Origin of the sequence: Brachybacterium halotolerans, from assembly GCF_016623465.1 — a bacterium.
GTDB classification, from domain to species: domain Bacteria; phylum Actinomycetota; class Actinomycetes; order Actinomycetales; family Dermabacteraceae; genus Brachybacterium; species Brachybacterium halotolerans.
The window spans coordinates 174,557-191,347 of sequence record NZ_JAEDAJ010000007.1; the positions used below are offsets into that span (position 1 = coordinate 174,557).

A 16,791-nucleotide genomic window follows, 5' to 3' on the forward strand; every position below is an offset into this window, starting at 1 on the left:
CTGTTCACAGCGCTTCGTGCGCTCGCTAGCGTCATCGGCGTCCTTCCGGATCCCGGAACCACAGACCTCGAAGGTGCCTCGCATGACCCTCTCCCGCCGCCGCCTGCTCCTCGCCGGGACCATCGGACTGACCGCCCTCGCCACGGCCGCCCCGGCCATGGCCGCCGACGCCGACTCCGACGACTGGACCGAGTCGTTCATGACGCGCGCCGAGACCCGCGAGGGCTTCGCGCTGGACGCGATGGACGACTGGCAGGTCGAGAACGCGCGCTTCATCATCGCCGTCTGCAAGGGCCATGACATCAGCGCCCACGGCACCCAGATCGTGCTCGCGACCGCGATCGTCGAGGCGTGGCTGTACAACTACCAGCCGGCCGTCGACCTCGACTCCGGCGGTCTCTTCCAGCAGCGTCCCTCCGCGGGGTGGGGCACCGAGTCCGAGGTGCGCCACAAGAAGAAGGCGATCGACGCGTTCCTCGGCCTCGGCGACCACTCGAGCGCCCCGGGCCTCCTCGACGTCGCCCCCGACTACGACGACTGGGATCTCGGCGAGGCCGCCCAGGCCGTCCAGCAGTCCGCCTACCCCGACCGCTACGCCGAGCAGGCGAGCGCCGCGGAGACCCTGTGGGAGCGCTACTCCGACGAGGTGAAGTCCTTCACGGACTGAGCCGTCGACCGCCCGTCGGCCGGTGGATGAGCCGCCTCCGTACGGGGGGACGGACACGGCGGGGATCCCTCCCGGGCGCGCCGCGCCGAGGCGTCCCGCAGCGGCGGCCCGCGACGCTACGATGAGCCGCATGTCACCGGCGCCATCAGTCAGCTACTCCATCACGATCCGTCTCGAGTTCGCCGCCCACTCCGCGGCGGTCGGCGACATCACCGGGACCATCGAGGCGCACCGCGCCCTGGTCACCGCGCTCGATGTCTCCGCCTCCGGGCCCGAGCGGATGCGCGCGGACCTCACCGTCCTCACCGCGGACAACGACCACGCCATGGAGGTGGTCGAGGCCCTCAAGGACCTCGAGGGGGTCGAGCTCGGCAAGGTCTCGGACCGCACGTTCCTCGCGCACCTGGGCGGCAAGCTCACCGTCGAGTCGAAGGTCCCGATCCGCCACCGCGACGACCTCTCGATGGTCTACACCCCGGGCGTCGCGCGCGTCGTGAAGGCGATCGCCGAGCACCCCGAGGACGCCCGCAGCCTCACCATCAAGCGCAACACCGTCGCCGTCGTCTCCGACGGCTCCGCGATCCTGGGCCTGGGCGATCTGGGCCCGCTCGCCGCGATGCCCGTCATGGAGGGCAAGGCCGCCCTCTTCAAGCGCTTCGCGGACATCGACGCGTTCCCGATCTGCCTGGACGCGCACTCCGTCGAGGACATCGTGTCCCACGTGAAGGCGATCGCCCCGGTCTTCGCCGGCATCAACCTCGAGGACATCTCGGCCCCGCGCTGCTTCGAGATCGAGGACCGCCTGCGCCAGGAGCTCGACATCCCCGTCTTCCACGACGACCAGCACGGCACGGCGATCGTCGTGGTCGCCGCGCTGCGCAACGCCCTGCGCGTGGTCGGCAAGAGCATCGCCGACGTGCGCATCGTGCTCTCGGGAGCGGGCGCCGCGGGCACTGCGATCCTGCGCCTGCTGCGCGCCGCGGGCGCCCGCGACGTGGTCGTCACCGACATCGACGGCATCGTCCACGAGGGCCGGGAGAACCTCGAGGGCCGCCTGCCCTGGATCGCCGAGGTCACCAACCCGCGCCAGCTCACCGGCACGCTCAGCGACGCCATCACCGGGGCCGACGTGTTCATCGGCGTGAGCGCCGGGAACATCCTCACCGCCGACGACGTCTCCCGCATGGCGGAGCGCTCGATCGTCTTCGCGATGGCGAACCCCACCCCGGAGATCGACCCGGCCGAGGCCGCGAAGCACGCGGAGGTCGTCGCGACCGGCCGCAGCGACTTCGCCAACCAGATCAACAACGTCCTGGCCTTCCCCGGGGTGTTCCGCGGACTGCTCGATGCACGCGCCACGAACGTCTCGGACCGGATGCTGCTCGCGGCCTCGAAGGCCCTGGCCGACGTGGTCTCCTCCGAGGAGCTGAACCCCACCTACATCGTGCCGAGCGTCTTCAACGAGGGCGTCACCAAGGCTGTCGCCGCCGCCGTGGAGCACGTCGCCCGTGAGGAGGCCGGCACCGTGGACACGATCACCGGGGCGATCCCCGCGGTCTACGCCGAGGAGATCCACCTCTGAGTCGAGGCCCCGCGGCCTCGTGCCCTCCTGGGGGCGCGGGTCGCACGGTCCCTCCGCCCCGTGAAAGCACCAAGTTCACCGAAAACGGGTGACACGCGGAGGTAACTTCACTACCCTCGAGGGGTGTTCCCTGCGTCACACCAGAGGGTGTCGGGGCTCGACGTCCTGATCGCGGACCCCGGGAGGCTCGAGGCCGAGCTCCCGGGGTGCGCGCGTCCCGGCCTGCTGACGAACTTCGCCGCCACGACGTCCGAGCTGCGGCGCGGCGTCGATGCGCTCGTGGAGGCGGGCATCCGTCCGCACTGCCTGATCGCCCCCGAGCACGGGTACTGGGGCAGCGAGCAGGCGGGGGAGGGCGGCGCGGATCAGCGGGATCCCGCGACCGGCATCCCGGTGCTCTCCTCCTACGGGGTGCACGGCGAGGATCTGGTCGCCCTGCTCGAGCGCAGCGGGATCGACGGGCTGCTCGTGGACCTGCAGGACATCGGCTGCCGCTTCTTTACCTATCCCTGGTCGATGGTCGACGCCATGCAGGCATGCGCCCGCCTCGGTCTGCCGGTGCACGTCCTGGACCGCCCGGCCCCGCTGCCCGCGGCGCCCCTGGGCCCCGGTCTCGACCCCGCCTGCGCGAGCTTCGTGGGGCGCATGAACATCCCCCTGCGCCACGGCGGCCGCCTGGGCGACGTGGCACGTCACGCTGCGGCCCACCACCTCGAGGACCCACTCGACCTCTCCATCACCCCTGCACCGGGGGCCGACGGGTCCGCCCGCTGGGTGCCGCCCTCCCCGAACATGCCGACCCCCACCGCGCTCGCCCTCTACCCGGGCACGTGCCTCGTCGAGGGCACCACCTGGAGCGAGGGCCGCGGGACCACGACCCCCTTCGAGGTGCTCGGCGCACCATGGGCCGACCGCCGCTTCGCGGACGCCCTGCGCGAGCTCGAGCTTCCCGGCGTCCTCGTGCGCGAGGTCCAGGTGCGCGCCACGCACGGGGACTTCGCCGGACAGATCCTGCACGGTGTCCAGCTCCACCTCGCCGACGATCCCGCCGCGCTCGTCGGCGGCGCTCCCGTCGACAGCGGGACCGCGACGAGCGGCGGCTTCGACCCGATCCGCACCGGGCACGGCGTGCTCGCGGTCATGCGCGCCCAACACGCCGGCGGCGAGTTCTGGCGCCGCAACGCCCCGGAGCGCCCTCCCTTCATCGATCTGCTCTGGGGCTCGAGCGCCCTGCGCGAGGGCGTCGACGACGGCGCCGATCTCGCCGAGATCCTCGCCGCCTCGCCCGTTCCCGAGCTCCTCGACAGGGACGGTGCGACCGCATGACGAGGACGACCAGGCCGACGGGGCCGACAGGGGCGACGGCGCCGACGCACGGGGCCATCCGCGTGCGCGAGGAGCTGCGCCCCGGGGACCTCCCGGCGCTCGCCGCGCTCACCACGGGCACCGCGCGACCCCTCACCGCGCAGGAGCTCACGCAGCTCGTGCTCGCCGACCCCGATCCGCGGAGCTCGATCGTGCTGGTCGTCGAGGACGCTGAGAACACCGGGGACACCGAGGAAGCGGCGGGACGCGCAGGGGATCCGTCACCGGTGGGCTTCGCGCACGTCGCGACGCAGGACGGCGCGGCGTACCTGGTCAGCGGCGCGGTGCACCCCGCGCACCGACGCCGGGGCGTGGGCACTCGTCTGCTCGACGCGGCGCTCGTGCACGCACGCCGGTGGGGAGCCGAGAGCCTCGTGATCAGCGGACGACCGAGGGGCTACGCGGCTCCCGGCATCGACGAGGCCGCCGACCCCGGCACCGCCGCCTTCCTCCGCGCCCGCGGAGCGCACGAGGCGGGGAGCGCGCTCGCCATGGAGCGCGAGCTCACGGGCCCTGCGGAGCGGAGCCCGGCCGGCGGCGCCCACCCTCCTGATGTCCGGATCGCTCCGTGCACCCCCGAGGAGGTGCCCGGGATGCTCGCCGCCGTGCGCCTCCACCTGTCCGAGGACTGGGCGCAGCTGCTCGGCGCCCACGTCGCGCACCGCGCGGAGGAGGAGTCCCGCGGGCACCATCCGACGGACGGCCCGGCCGGCACGATCCTGCTCGCCCGTGACGCGACGGAGTCCGCGGCGGAACCCGTGGGGGAGCTCCTCGGCATCGCCGCCTGGGACGTCGTCGGCGCGGATCCCGGGCGCTTCGGCCCCATCGGCGTGCTGCCCTCCGCCCGCGGACGCGGGGTCGGCGGCGCCCTGCTCGACGCCGCCCTGGTGCGCATGGCGCGCGCGGGCGCCCGCCGCGCCTGGTTCCAGTGGACCTGGGCGCGCGGTCCCGCCCACCGCATGTACCTCTCGCGGGGCTTCCGTCCGCTCGCGACCACCACGCCCTTCGAGCTCCCCGTCCGCCCCGATGCAGCTCCGATCCCGGCAGTCCCGATCCCGGCAGTCCCGATCCCGAAGGAGAGGTCGCGCCCATGACCGCCTCGTCCCCGCCCCCGTCGTCCCCGCGTCCCGCGCGCCGCACCGTGCTCGGCGCGGCGGTGGGCGCCGCCGGCCTCACCGCCGTCGGACTCTCCTCGTGCGGCCCCGCCGCGCAGGACTCCGAGAACCCGCCGCTGCGCATCCACGCGAACGATGTGACCGTCTACCAGCCGAACTTCAACCCCTACTCGCCCACGGCCCTGCAGGGCGCGAGCGGGCTCATCTTCGAGCCGCTCATGGTGTACACGGCCATGGACCCCGAGAAGCCCGTGCCGTGGGTCGCCGAGAAGATCACCTTCGGCGAGGACGGCACGAGCGCGGAGATCCTCGTGCGCGAAGGCATCGTGTTCACCGACGACCATCCGCTGACCGCGGAGGACGTCGAGTACTCCCTGCTCATGCTCCGTGACAAGCCCGCGACCAACGGCTCCGCGCTGCCGATCAAGGATGCGAAGCGCACGGGGGAGCGCTCCGTGGAGGTCTCCTTCGACGGGCCCTCGTTCGCGCACGCGCCGACGCTGGGCGGCTCCTACGTCGTCCCCAAGCACATCTTCGAGACCCTCGACGTCGAGAAGGACGCGATCGCAGAGCCCGTCGGCTCCGGTCCGTACATGCTCGATCGCTTCTCCGACCAGCTCTACACCTTCCGCCGCAACGAGAAGCACTGGGCGGTCGAGGACTTCGCGGTCCCCGAGCTCTATTACCCCTCGTACTCCACGGAGACCTTCAACACCGCGCTGCAGGCCGGCGAGATCGACTGGTCCGGCGGGTTCGTCGCCAACGTCGACAAGATCTTCGTCGCGAAGGATCCCGAGCACCGCGGCTACTACTACCCGGGCCTGGGCGTCGTGAACCTGACCTTCAACCTCGAGAAGGACCTCTGGCAGGACCTCGAGCTGCGCCGCGGCATCTCGCTCGCGATCGACCGGAAGCAGATCGCGGACATCGCGATGCTGGGCTACGTGGGCCCGCCCCATCCCACCGGTCTGCCGCGCCCCACCTTCGAGCAGTACATCGCGAAGAGGTACCAGGGGAAGGAGTTCGAGTTCGACCCCGACAAGGCGGAGAAGGTCCTGGACGACGCCGGCTACCGGCGCGGCCCGGACGGCGTGCGCGCCGCCGAGGACGGCACCAAGCTCGAGTTCCCGCTACAGATCCCCTCGGGCTTCGTCGACTGGGGCCGTGCGGCTGCACCAGAGCAGGTCCGGATCCGACGAGGTGCGCGAGCGCAGCGCGGCGCTGCTCTCGCGGGTGGGCCTCGAGCCCGCCGAGCACTACCTGGACCGCTTCCCACATGAGCTCTCGGGCGGGGAGCGCCAGCGCGTCTCCTTCGCCCGCGCGCTCGCCGCCGGGCCGTCCGTGCTGCTGGCCGACGAGCCCGTCTCGATGCTCGACGTGACGATCCGCAAGGCCATGCTCGACCTCATCGACGACCTGCGGCGCGAGGAGGACCTCGCGGTCCTCTACATCACCCACGACCTGGGCAGCGCGCGCCGCTACTCGAGCGAGGTCCTGGTCATGCACGAGGGGCGCGTGGTCGAGCGCGGTGAGTCCGCGCAGGTCATCAGTGATCCGCAGGACGAATACACGCGGCGTCTGCTCGCGGCCGCCCCGGATCCGCGGCGCTCTCTCGGGACGCCCGGCGCCTGATCCACCGCTCCGCGGTCCACGCGAGCACCCCGATCGCGATCCCGACGAGGTCGGCGAGGACGTCGTCCGGATCGGCCGAGCGGTGGGGGAGCAGCGCGCCCTGGAGGACCTCGATGAGCACGGCGTGGGCCGCGGCGGCGAGCACCACCCAGCCGATCGGGAAGCGCCGCGCGGGCGCGAGCAGACGGCCGCACGCCCAGACGGTGAGGGCGAAGACGCCCACGTGGTAGACCGTGTCGATCCGCACGGGGCCCGCTGGTCCGGTGTCGGGGACGCTGGGCAGGTAGAAGCCGATGTTCGCGAGGAGCGCGACGCCCGCGACGAGCACGCGGACGCGGGAGGTCACGGGCGCGGCCCTGCCGACGCCGATGCCGACGGCGATGCCGGTGCGAAGGCGAGGCGCGCCGTCTCTCGGCGCGCCTCGAGCACCTCGAAGCACTCGCGACGGGGGTGCACTCGGTTGGTGAGCAGCGCGGCGACCGTGCCCGTGGCGGGGTCGGCCCACAGGGCGGTGCCCGTGAACCCCGGATGCCCCAGCACGCCGGGCACGAGAGATCCGTCCGGGAGCTCCTGGCCGATCCTCACGCCGAGCCCCTGGCGCCACGGCGCACCCGTGGTGGCGGGGAGGGCGAGCTGGTCGCGTCCGATCTCGCGTCGCAGATCCTCCGGGAGCCGGGGCCCGGGCGCCGTGCCCGCGAGCACGCGCGCGATCGCGAGGGCGTCGTCGAGGGTCGCGAACAGCCCCGCGTTGCCGACGCCGCCGAGGGCCCAGGCAGTCTCGTCGTGCACCTCGCCGCGCACGAGCCCGCGGGGCGGATCCTCCTGGAACTCCGTCGCCGCCGCGCGGGCGCGCGCATGCTCGTCGGGCCACCAGGTGGCGCGGGTCGCGCCGGCGGGGTCCAGCACGCGCTCGCGAGCGAGGGCCGGGAGGTCCTTTCCGCCGAGGCGCGCGAGGATCTCGCCGAGAAGGATGAAGCCGATGCACGAGTAGGCGTGGGCGGTGCCGGGAGCGGAGGCGAGGTCCGCGCGTCCGATCGCTGCGAGGCGCTGCTCGCGCCTGCCGACGATGCGCCACAGCGGCATCGTGGGCGGCAGTCCCGCGGTGTGCGTGAGCAGGTGGCGCACCGTGATCCGCGCGTCGGGCACGAGGGCCGGATCCAACAGGTCGACGGCCCGGTCCTCGAGGTCCAGGGACCCGTCCGCGAGCAGGGTCGCGGCGGTGAGCGCGGTGACGACCTTGGTCACCGAGGCCAAGTCGAAGAGCGTCCCGGGGCCGACGGGGTCGACGGGGTCCGCACCCTCTGAGGTGTCCTCGGGCAGCGGCGTCCCGTCGGCCGCGAAGCTCACGGGGGCCCCGCCGAAGATCCGCAGGGAGCCCCTGTCGAGCCCGTCGGGCCCGCTGATCCCCGCGGCGACCGCGCCCGCGCCCTCGACGGAGTGCTCGACCGCGCCGTCGGCCGATGATCCGTCGGCACCACTCCGCTCGCCGCGCGCCGTCGCAAGCAACGCGTCGACGAGGGCCTGCAGGCCCTCCTGCTGGGCGTCGGGCCTCGCGCTCACGTGATCCCCCTCCACACCGGAAGCTCCATGGGCGTCCGATCCTGCCACGCCGACTACCCTCGGGAGCGACGACGATCAGCCCGAAGGAGCCTGACATGCCCTCGATCTCCGATCCCGACCGCCTCGACCCGTATCGCGAGGACCCCGGCCAGTCGCCCGGCGCGACCGCCGTGCTGGACCGCGAGACCAAGGAGCGCGAGGAGAAGACCGACGACGGCGACCACGACCGGTTCGCCCACTACGTGCGCCGCGACCGGATCACCCAGGCCGCCCTCGACGGCACGCCCGTGATCGCCCTGTGCGGCAAGGTCTGGGTGCCCGGGCGCGACCCCAAGAAGTACCCCGTGTGCCCGCAGTGCAAGGAGATCCACGACGGCCTGCGCGAGCCCAACGACGGCGGCGACGGAGCGGGTGGCGGCAAGGGCGGCTCGGGCGGCGGCCGCGGCGGGTTCCGGGGCTTCTTCGGCGGTCGGCGCTGAAGGATCTCCGCGTCGGCGATTCCTCACATCCCGCCCGCCACGCCCCGGCGTCGGGATGTCCGGGCGCGGCGGTAACGTGGTCCGCGCTGTGACACCACCGACGACACCCCAGACAAGCGACCCGCACCGGCCCTCGACCGCGGCGGCGCAGTCCCTCCCACCGGCATACCCGGAGCGCGCCGCCTGGGGCACGGCCCCGAAGCTGCGCGCCTGGCAGTCCGAGGCCCTCGCGATGTACCGCGAGCGCGCCCCCAAGGACTTCATGACGGTCGCGACGCCGGGCGCCGGCAAGACCACCTTCGCGCTGCAGATCGCCGCGATGCTCCTCGCCGAGGGCACCGTGCGCCGCGTGACCGTGGTCGCCCCGACCGAGCACCTGAAGACCCAGTGGGCGGACTCCGCCGCGCGCGTGGGCATCTCGCTCGACCCGAACTTCACCAACGCCCAGGGGCGCCACGGCGCCCACTTCCAGGGCGTCGCGATCACCTACGCGCAGGTCGGCATGAACCCGATGCTGCACCGGGCGCGCACGGAGGCCGAGCGCACCCTGGTGATCCTCGACGAGATCCACCATGCCGGCGACGCCCTCACCTGGGGCGACGGCGTGCGCGAGGCCTTCGACCCCGCCACGCGTCGCCTCGCCCTGACGGGAACCCCCTTCCGGTCGGACTCCTCGCAGATCCCCTTCGTCGTCTACGAGGAGGACTCCGAGGGCTTCCTGCGCTCGAAGGCCGACTACTCCTACGGCTACGCCGACGCGCTGCGGGACAACGTGGTGCGCCCCGTCATGTTCATGACCTACTCGGGCCGCATGCACTGGCGCACGAAGACCGGCGACGAGGTCTCCGCGCAGCTCGGCGCGATCGAGACCAAGGACATCACCCAGCAGGCCTGGCGCACCGCCCTGGATCCCAAGGGCGAGTGGATCCAGGCGGTCCTCGCCGCGGCCGACAAGCGCCTCACGGAGATGCGCCGCCACGTGCCGGACGCGGGCGGCCTGGTCATCGCGACCGACCAGAAGACGGCGCGCGCCTATGCCGCGACCCTCCACGACATCACCGGCGAGGAGGTCACGACCGTCCTCTCGGACGATGCGGGCGCCGGCAAGCGCATCGAGGCGTTCTCGGACTCCGAGGACCGCTGGATGGTCGCCGTGCGCATGGTGTCCGAGGGCGTGGACGTGCCGCGCCTGGCCGTCGGCGTCTACGCGACCTCGACCGCGACCCCCATGTTCTTCGCGCAGGCCGTCGGCCGCTTCGTGCGCTCGCGGACCCGCGGCGAGACCGCGAGCATCTTCCTGCCCTCGGTGCCGATCCTCACCGCCCACGCGGCCGCCATGGAGGAGGAGCGCGATCACGTCCTGGACCTGCGCCCGCAGGAGGGCGATGCGGAGACCGGGCTCGACGAGCACCTGATCGAGGAGGCCAACCGCACCGAGCAGGCCTCCGACCAGCTCGAGCTCTCCTTCGAGGCCCTCGAGTCGAACGCGTCCTTCGACCGCGTCCTCTTCGACGGCGGCGAGTACGGCGCCGGGGGAGATGCCGGCAGCGAGGACGAGCAGGAGTTCCTGGGCATCCCGGGCCTGCTCGACGCCGACCAGATGCGCACCCTGCTGCAGGAGCGCCAGGCCAGCCAGATGGCCCGCCGCTCGAAGAAGGGTGAGGGGGTCGCGAGCGAGGCGGACCGGGCGATCCCCGTCGTCGACCACCGCCGACTCATGGACCTGCGCAAGGAGCTCTCCTCCCTGGTCTCCGCGTGGGCCCGCAAGTCCGGCACCCCGCACGGCCAGGTCCACAACACCCTGCGCTCGCGCTGCGGCGGCCCCGCCGTGCCGCAGGCCAGCGCCGAGCAGATCGAGGAGAGGATCGCGGTCGTGCGCGGTTGGTTCGTCGGCCGCCGCTGAGGACCGGGCCCGCACCCCGCTGGGACCGAGCTGACCGCTTCGTCCCACCCGCTTCGTAGAATCGATGGACCACGCGGTCCACGCGACCCCGGAAGGAGGAAGCCGTGCACGGACACGATCCCGACGCCGACACGGACGGCGGCTCGCGCACCGTCGGCGTCCTCGACCCCGAGCGCGCCGCGCAGGCCGAGGACCTCGAGGACGGTTCCTGGCAGACGGTCGTCTGGAACGACCCCGTGAACCTCATGAGCTACGTCGAGCACGTCTTCCGCACCTATTTCGGCTTCAGCCGCGCCCGCGCCCACCAGCTCATGCAGCAGGTGCACGAGCAGGGGCGGGCCGTCGTCTCCCGCGGCTCCCGCGAGCGCGCGGAGTCCGACGTGCAGGCCATGCACTCCTACGGCCTGCGCGCGACCCTCGAGCGCACGGAGGAGGGCTGATGGCCCACGCGTTCCGCCCCCGCCCGGGAGGCGACATCGCCTGCCGCCTGGACGGCGAGGAGAAGGCGATCATCAGCCAGGTCGCCCAGGAGGTCGCCGAGCTCATCCGGCACGACCTCGACCTGCGCGAGGAGCCCGGGGCGGTGCGCGCCGCCGCCGGCTCGGACGATCCTCTCGAGCGCCTCGAGGCCGAGTTCGCCCAGTCCTCGGTGCGCGCGCCCCGCGACTCCGCGGTGCGCCGGCTCTTCCCCGACGCGAGCACCGACGCGGCCGTGGCCGAGGAGCTGCGCCGCCTGGGGCAGCAGGACCTCGCGACCGAGAAGATCGAGGACCTCACCCATCTCGTGCGCGCCCTCGACGGCAGCGGCCCCGGCGACGGCGAGGTCACCGTCCCGGCCGACGACATCGCCTCCTGGCTGCGCGCCATGAACGACGTGCGGATCGTGCTGGCGGACCGCCTGCACATCACGCAGGACGGCGACTTCGAGACCCTGCGCATGCTCCAGCAGATCGGGGAGCGCGTCGAGGACGCGCCCCCGCTCGACGACGAGGACGGCGTGGCCGGGGCCGATGTCGTCGCGGCCGTCTACGAGCTGCTCACGTGGCTGCAGGAGAGCCTGCTGCGCGCGATCGACGAGTACTGATCGACGGGCCGGTCGCGGCCCCGCGGACGGTGTGATGTCCCGCGCACTGAGTGCGTCCTCACTGAGGGCTGAAAGGATCCTGCCTACTGTGGGGCAGATGAGCAACGCGCCGATCGGGATCTTCGACTCCGGGGTCGGGGGCCTCACGGTCGCCCGAGCGATCCTGGACCAGCTGCCGCGCGAGGAGCTCCTCTACATCGGGGACACCGCGCACACGCCGTACGGTCCCCGTCCCATCGCGGAGGTCCGCGCCCTCGCGCTGGGGATCATGGACGATCTCGTCGAGCGCGGCGTGAAGATGCTCGTGATCGCCTGCAACACCGCGAGCGCGGCCGTGCTGCGCGATGCCCGCGAGCGCTACGACGTCCCCGTCATCGAGGTCATCCAGCCCGCCGTGCGCCGCGCCGTCGCCGCGACCCGCAACGGCCGCGTCGGCATCATCGGCACCCAGGCGACCGTGGGCTCGCGCGCCTACGACGACGCCTTCGCCGCCGCGCCGGCCCTGCAGATCACCTCCGCCGCCTGCCCGCGCTTCGTCGAGTTCGTCGAGCGCGGCGAGACCCAGGGCGACGAGGTCATCGGGATCGCCGAGCAGTACCTGGCACCCGTCAAGGAGGCAGGCGTGGACACGCTCGTGCTGGGCTGCACCCACTACCCGATGCTGACCGGCCCCATCAGCTACGTGATGGGATCCGAGGTCACCCTGGTCTCCTCGGCCGAGGAGACCGCCCTGGACGTCTACCGCCAGCTCGTGGCCGGCGGCATCCAGCGCACGGACCCGAACCCGCCGGCGCACGTCTTCGCCGAGACGGCGCCGCACGACGGCACCCCCTCGATGTTCTCGCGCCTCTCCCGGCGCTTCCTGGGCCCGTCCGTGACCATGACCGCGACCCTCCCGGTGGTGACCCCATGAGACTGACCGTCATCGGCTGCTGCGGCAGCTTCGCAGGACCCACCGGCGCCGCCTCGAGCTACCTCCTCGAGCAGGAGGACGAGGACGGCCGCACCTGGCGCATCCTCCTGGACCTGGGCAGCGGCGCCTTCGGACCGCTGCAGGCGCACATCGACCCGGCGATGCTCGACGCCGTGGTCATCTCGCACCTGCACCCCGATCACTTCCTGGACCTCACCGGCCTCGAGGTGTTCTGGGCGTACAACTCCCGCGACCTGCCGCGCCTGCCGATCTTCGCCCCCGAGGGGCTCGCCCACCGCCTGCGCGCGGTGCTGGGCCGCGAGGGCGACGTCCCCGACGGCGTCACCTGCCTGCCCTTCGACCACCGTCCGATCCGCGACGGCCAGGAGATCGAGATCGGGCCGTTCCGCATCGAGATCGGCGCCGTGCGCCACACCGTCGAGTCCTTCGGGATGCGCGTGACCGCTGGCGGCGGCGTGCTCGCCTACTCGGGCGACACCGACACCTGCGACCGCCTGCTCGACCTCGCACGCGGGGCCGACGTCTTCCTGTGCGAGGCTGGATACATCGAGGGCCGCGACGACCGCTTCTCGGGCGTCCACCTCACCGGGCGGCGCGCGGGGGAGGCGGCGGCCGCCGTCGGAGCCCGCAGCCTCGTGCTCACCCACATCGCCCCCTGGACCGACCCGGAGGTCACCCTGGCCGAGACCCGTGCGGTCTTCGACGGGCAGATCACCATGGCGCGCCCGGCGCTCGTGGTCGAGACGGAGTCCGTGCGCGCGCTGCCCTGAGCGGAGCCCGCTCCTGTGCGGAGCGCACGGCCGACGGGCCGATATCCTCGACTGCGTCCCGCGGGCCCCGCCCGCCACCCGAGCAGCGAGAGAGGTGCGCGGCCCATGAGCGCGACCACCCCCGAGACCCCCCGCACCGGCCCGAGCACCGACGGCCCCCGCGTCGACGGCCGCACGGCCGATGAGATGCGCGAGGTGAGGATCACCCGCAACTGGCTCGATCACGCCGAGGGCAGCGTCCTCGTCGAGTTCGGCCGCACCCGGGTGCTGTGCGCGGCCTCCTTCACCGAGGGCGTGCCGCGCTGGAAGAAGGGCTCGGGCAGCGGCTGGGTCACCGCCGAGTACGCGATGCTGCCGCGCGCGACCTCCACCCGCTCCTCCCGAGAGAGCGTGAAGGGCAAGATCGGCGGACGCACCCACGAGATCTCCCGCCTCGTCGGCCGCTCCCTGCGCGCGGTCGTGGACATGGAGGCCCTGGGCGAGAACACGATCCAGCTGGACTGCGACGTCCTCCAGGCCGACGGCGGCACCCGGACCGCCGCGATCACCGGCGCCTACGTGGCCCTCGCCGACGCGATCTCCTGGGGCAAGCTGCACGCCGCCGTCCCCGCCGTCCGCGAGGTCCTCACCGACTCCGTGTCCGCCGTGAGCGTGGGCATCGTCGACGGCGAGGCGCTCCTGGACCTCGAGTACCGCGAGGACGTGAAGGCCGAGACCGACATGAACGTCGTCGTCACCGGCTCCGGCTCCTTCGTCGAGGTCCAGGGCACCGCCGAGGGCGCACCCTTCGACCGCGCCGAGCTGAACACCCTGCTGGATCTCGCCGTCGGCGGCTGCGCCGACCTCTCGGCGCTCCAGCGCGGTGCCCTCGGGGCCGGCCGATGAGCCCGGCGGACGAGCACCGGGGGACCGGCGCGGCCCCGATCCCCGAGGGGGCCCGCATCATCATCGCGAGCCACAACCAGGGCAAGCTCCGCGAGCTCCAGCAGATCCTCGAGCAGATCGTCCCCGGCTTCGAGGACGGCATGCTCGTCTCGTCGGCCGGCCTCGAGCTCCCCGACGTCGTCGAGGACCGCGTGACCTTCGAGGGCAACGCCCTGCTGAAGGCCCGCACGGTGAGCGCGGCGACGGGCCTGATCGCGGTGGCCGACGACTCCGGCCTCGCCGTCGACGTGCTCGGCGGCAGCCCCGGATTCCTCTCCGCCCGCTGGTCGGGGCGCCACGGCGACGACGAGGCCAACAACGACCTGCTGCTCGCCCAGATGGGCGACGTGCCCGCCGAGCACCGCGCCGCGCGCTTCGTGTGCGCGGCGGCGCTGGTCGCGCCCGACGGCACCGAGCGCGTCGAGCGCGGCGAGATGCCGGGCCGTCTCCTCACGGAGCGCCGGGGCGAGGGCGGCTTCGGCTACGACCCGCTCTTCGTGCCGGCGGATCAGCCCGAGGGGCAGGAGCGCACCGCGGCAGAGCTGAGCCCCGAGGAGAAGAACGCGATCTCCCACCGCGGCAAGGCGTTCCGCGCGATCGCGGGAGACATCGCCCAGCTGCTGGGCTGAGCGGGCTCCCGGCCGGTCCCGATCCCGCAGGGCGGGGCCGCCCGGGGCCTCAGACCAGGCCGGCGTGGGCGAGGGCGCGGCGCACGATCACGTCGTGGCCGTTGTCGAGCTCGGAGAGCACCTCGCCCTCGCGCAGCTCCTCGACATCGAACCAGGTGAGCTCGAGCGCGTCCTCCTGCGGGGCCGCCTCGCCGTCCACGGGCACGATGTACGCGAGCGAGATCGCGTGCTGCCGCGGGTCGGTGAACAGCGACTGGCCGGGCGTCGGGAAGTACTCGGCGACCGTGAACGGCACGGGCGAGACGGGGATCCGCGGCATCGCCATCGTGCCCAGGTCCTTCTCCACGTGCCGGGCGATGGCCTCGCGCAGGGTCTCGTGCACGAGCACGCGGCCGGAGACGATCGCGCGGATGATGCGCCCGCTCCCGGACGCGCGCAGCAGCAGTCCGACCTGCGTGATCGCGCCGTCGACGTCGGTGCGCACGGGCACCACGTCCACATAGGCGATGGGCAGGGCGCGGCGCAGCTCGGCCATTCTCTCGGGCTCGAACCAGGCGCCCTCGGCGTCCACGGCGGTGCGGCTCATGTGTCCTCCTGGAAGGTCGGGGAGTGGCGGGCTGCTCAGAGCCCGTAGGGGCGCAGGTGGTGCTCGGAGAGCGGGAAGCGCGGCGAGGCTCCCACGGGCGCGGTGCGCGCGGGCTCCTCGGCGGCCTCACCGGCGATCATCTCGACCTTCCACGACTCGCCCTCGTGACGCAGCAGGGACAGCGCGCCGTTGGGGATCGAGGGCAGGTGCGTCCCGGTGACGCCGGAGAGCAGCAGGCGGATGAAGGTGCCGTGGGCGACCACGAGCAGGTTCTGGCCGGGGAAGCGCTCGGCGAGATCGTCGAGCGCGAGGTAGCCCCGGTCGGCGACGGCCTGCAGGCCCTCGCGACCGGGGAAGGCGCGCCCGGGATAGCGGGCCTCCATCTCGGCGACGTCATGCCCCTCGGCAGCGCCCCAGTCGATCTCCGTGAGCCTCGGATCCGTCCCGACGAAGGGGGCGCCGTGGTCCTCGGCGATGATCCGACCGGTCTCCTCCGCACGCCCCAGCGGGGAGGAGACGGCCGCGTCCCAGGCGATGTCCGGCGCGCCGTCCAGCGCGTGGTGCGCCTGCTCGCGGCCGGTCGCGTTCAGCGGGATGTCGCTCGAGCCCTGGAACAGGCCCCGCAGGTTGTAGTCGGTCTGCCCGTGTCGCACGAGGCCGAAGAGGGTCATCGTCGGGAACGCTCCTGAGGACGAGGTGGGTTGGGGGCGACGGGCCGGCAGGCGCCGCGCATCGTCGTCCCGGCCAGGGTAGCCGTCCACGGCGATGGCCCGGCGTCCAGGGTCAGGGGTCGTGCGGGTGGGTGGACGGTGGGGAGGGCGGAGGGTCGTGTGTCGCGTCGTGGTGGGGGTATCGGGGGCGTTCGGAAGTTCCTCCACAAGGGGGTGTTTTCCACGGGGCTATCCACTGAAAGGTTGTTGAGCTTGGAAGAGGGGGCGTTCTTATCCGGCTTATCCACATTCTCCGTGGAGGCCTGGCTTCCAGCGACACCGCGGGATAGAATCGGACATACCGAAAGGGAGCGGGGGCAGCTTCATTGGTGAGCTTGACTGATTCTGTGGTCGCGTTTATCGATTCAGAGTCTTTGTGTCGCGCAGTCCCGCGCGGGGTCGTGGAATGCCAGGGAAGGGGGTGGGTGTCATGAGTGCGGTGGAGCAGCCGGAGTCGCAGGGTCGTCTGGACCTGCCCGGAGAGCCGGTGATCGAGTCGACCTTCTCGGTCCTGGATGACGTGGAGAAGATGACCGAGCGTCAGCGTGAGGACATGCATGCCCACACGCCCCGCTTCGTGGCCGCACCCCCGGAGGGCGTCAAGCCCTTGTTCATCGTGAAGGAACCCAAGAAGGCGGTGTGCCGTGAGGTCGTGGCGCGCAGGGTGAAGGCCCGCCCGGATGCGGAGCTCACTGCGCAGGTCCGTGCCCTGTGGGACGAAGGGGTCGACGAGTCCTATGAGCTCTCCCGCCGCTTCGTGGCGCTGGCTCCGTTCTGGGCGGGGCGTGAGGACATGGACGCCGACCCGTTCGAGGTCGAGCAGCAGGACCTGATGGTCGCTGTGGCGATGC

Annotated in this window: 19 protein-coding genes; 15 read left to right on the forward strand and 4 right to left on the reverse strand. The window is 72.7% G+C overall.

Annotation, left to right across the window (positions count from 1 at the left end; genetic code table 11):
• Window positions 1-82: 82 nt before the first annotated feature.
• The 6 genes from I8D64_RS12575 (at window position 83) to I8D64_RS12595 (ending at window position 6,361) form a co-directional block, all read left to right on the forward strand.
• A complete protein-coding gene (locus I8D64_RS12575; RefSeq protein ID WP_200503123.1) occupies window positions 83-667 on the forward strand; it encodes a hypothetical protein in 585 nt (194 codons plus the stop codon).
• A 130-nt stretch (window positions 668-797) separates the two neighbouring features.
• On the forward strand, window positions 798-2,249 hold the full coding sequence (locus I8D64_RS12580; protein WP_200503124.1) for an NAD-dependent malic enzyme: 1,452 nt from the start codon (window positions 798-800) through the stop codon (window positions 2,247-2,249).
• A gap of 123 nt (window positions 2,250-2,372) precedes the next feature.
• On the forward strand, window positions 2,373-3,575 hold the full coding sequence (locus tag I8D64_RS12585; RefSeq protein ID WP_200503125.1) for an exo-beta-N-acetylmuramidase NamZ domain-containing protein: 1,203 nt from the start codon (window positions 2,373-2,375) through the stop codon (window positions 3,573-3,575).
• Window positions 3,572-4,708: a GNAT family N-acetyltransferase gene (locus I8D64_RS12590; protein WP_200503126.1), complete on the forward strand. Its 1,137-nt coding sequence runs from the start codon at window positions 3,572-3,574 to the stop codon at window positions 4,706-4,708. Before I8D64_RS12585 ends, I8D64_RS12590 begins: the two co-directional genes overlap by 4 nt.
• Window positions 4,705-6,009, forward strand: a complete 1,305-nt coding sequence (locus I8D64_RS17040; RefSeq protein ID WP_214651228.1) for an ABC transporter substrate-binding protein — start codon at window positions 4,705-4,707, stop codon at window positions 6,007-6,009. The genes I8D64_RS12590 and I8D64_RS17040 overlap by 4 nt, the downstream gene beginning before the upstream one ends.
• Complete coding sequence (locus I8D64_RS12595) at window positions 5,930-6,361, forward strand: ATP-binding cassette domain-containing protein (protein ID WP_343068573.1); 432 nt, start codon at window positions 5,930-5,932, stop codon at window positions 6,359-6,361. The genes I8D64_RS17040 and I8D64_RS12595 overlap by 80 nt, the downstream gene beginning before the upstream one ends.
• On the opposite strand, the gene I8D64_RS12600 is transcribed toward I8D64_RS12595, so the two are convergent.
• Together I8D64_RS12600 and I8D64_RS12605 are read right to left on the reverse strand one after the other, a co-directional pair.
• Complete coding sequence (locus I8D64_RS12600) at window positions 6,276-6,707, reverse strand: VanZ family protein (protein ID WP_200503127.1); 432 nt, start codon at window positions 6,705-6,707, stop codon at window positions 6,276-6,278. The two genes, I8D64_RS12595 and I8D64_RS12600, sit on opposite strands and share 86 nt — an antisense overlap.
• Entirely contained in the window at window positions 6,704-7,921 is a 1,218-nt protein-coding gene (locus I8D64_RS12605; protein ID WP_200503128.1) for a serine hydrolase, read from the reverse strand. Before I8D64_RS12605 ends, I8D64_RS12600 begins: the two co-directional genes overlap by 4 nt.
• A 95-nt stretch (window positions 7,922-8,016) precedes the next feature.
• Here I8D64_RS12605 and I8D64_RS12610 point away from each other — a divergent pair, with 95 nt between their 5' ends.
• The 8 genes from I8D64_RS12610 (at window position 8,017) to rdgB (ending at window position 14,644) form a co-directional block, all read left to right on the forward strand.
• Window positions 8,017-8,400, forward strand: a complete 384-nt coding sequence (locus I8D64_RS12610; protein WP_200503129.1) for a DUF3039 domain-containing protein — start codon at window positions 8,017-8,019, stop codon at window positions 8,398-8,400.
• Window positions 8,401-8,455: 55 nt separating this feature from the next.
• The gene (locus I8D64_RS12615) at window positions 8,456-10,303 is read left to right on the forward strand and encodes a DEAD/DEAH box helicase (RefSeq protein WP_200503130.1); all 1,848 of its coding nucleotides are present in this window, start codon (window positions 8,456-8,458) and stop codon (window positions 10,301-10,303) included.
• A 104-nt stretch (window positions 10,304-10,407) separates the two neighbouring features.
• The gene (gene clpS / locus I8D64_RS12620; RefSeq protein ID WP_343068574.1) at window positions 10,408-10,743 is read left to right on the forward strand and encodes an ATP-dependent Clp protease adapter ClpS; all 336 of its coding nucleotides are present in this window, start codon (window positions 10,408-10,410) and stop codon (window positions 10,741-10,743) included.
• Window positions 10,743-11,387 (forward strand): DUF2017 family protein, encoded by a 645-nt coding sequence (locus I8D64_RS12625; protein ID WP_200503131.1) that lies wholly within the window; start codon window positions 10,743-10,745, stop codon window positions 11,385-11,387. The genes clpS and I8D64_RS12625 overlap by 1 nt, the downstream gene beginning before the upstream one ends.
• A 97-nt stretch (window positions 11,388-11,484) precedes the next feature.
• Window positions 11,485-12,300 carry a glutamate racemase gene (gene murI / locus I8D64_RS12630; RefSeq protein WP_200503132.1) on the forward strand — a complete coding sequence of 272 codons (816 nt, stop codon included), beginning with the start codon at window positions 11,485-11,487 and terminating at the stop codon, window positions 12,298-12,300.
• Window positions 12,297-13,091, forward strand: coding sequence for an MBL fold metallo-hydrolase (locus I8D64_RS12635; protein WP_200503133.1), 795 nt, complete (start codon window positions 12,297-12,299; stop codon window positions 13,089-13,091). Before murI ends, I8D64_RS12635 begins: the two co-directional genes overlap by 4 nt.
• A gap of 105 nt (window positions 13,092-13,196) precedes the next feature.
• On the forward strand, window positions 13,197-13,976 hold the full coding sequence (rph, locus tag I8D64_RS12640) for a ribonuclease PH (RefSeq protein ID WP_200503134.1): 780 nt from the start codon (window positions 13,197-13,199) through the stop codon (window positions 13,974-13,976).
• Entirely contained in the window at window positions 13,973-14,644 is a 672-nt protein-coding gene (gene rdgB, locus I8D64_RS12645) for an RdgB/HAM1 family non-canonical purine NTP pyrophosphatase (RefSeq protein ID WP_200503135.1), read from the forward strand. Before rph ends, rdgB begins: the two co-directional genes overlap by 4 nt.
• A gap of 49 nt (window positions 14,645-14,693) precedes the next feature.
• Here rdgB and I8D64_RS12650 read toward each other — a convergent pair whose 3' ends face one another.
• Together I8D64_RS12650 and I8D64_RS12655 are read right to left on the reverse strand one after the other, a co-directional pair.
• Window positions 14,694-15,230, reverse strand: coding sequence for a DUF4916 domain-containing protein (locus I8D64_RS12650; protein WP_200503136.1), 537 nt, complete (start codon window positions 15,228-15,230; stop codon window positions 14,694-14,696).
• 35 nt (window positions 15,231-15,265) lie between these two features.
• Window positions 15,266-15,901 (reverse strand): histidine phosphatase family protein, encoded by a 636-nt coding sequence (locus I8D64_RS12655; protein ID WP_200503137.1) that lies wholly within the window; start codon window positions 15,899-15,901, stop codon window positions 15,266-15,268.
• Window positions 15,902-16,370: 469 nt separating this feature from the next.
• Here I8D64_RS12655 and I8D64_RS12660 point away from each other — a divergent pair.
• Window positions 16,371-16,791 (forward strand): hypothetical protein (locus I8D64_RS12660; RefSeq protein WP_200503138.1); only part of this gene is annotated, 421 nt, incomplete at its 3' end.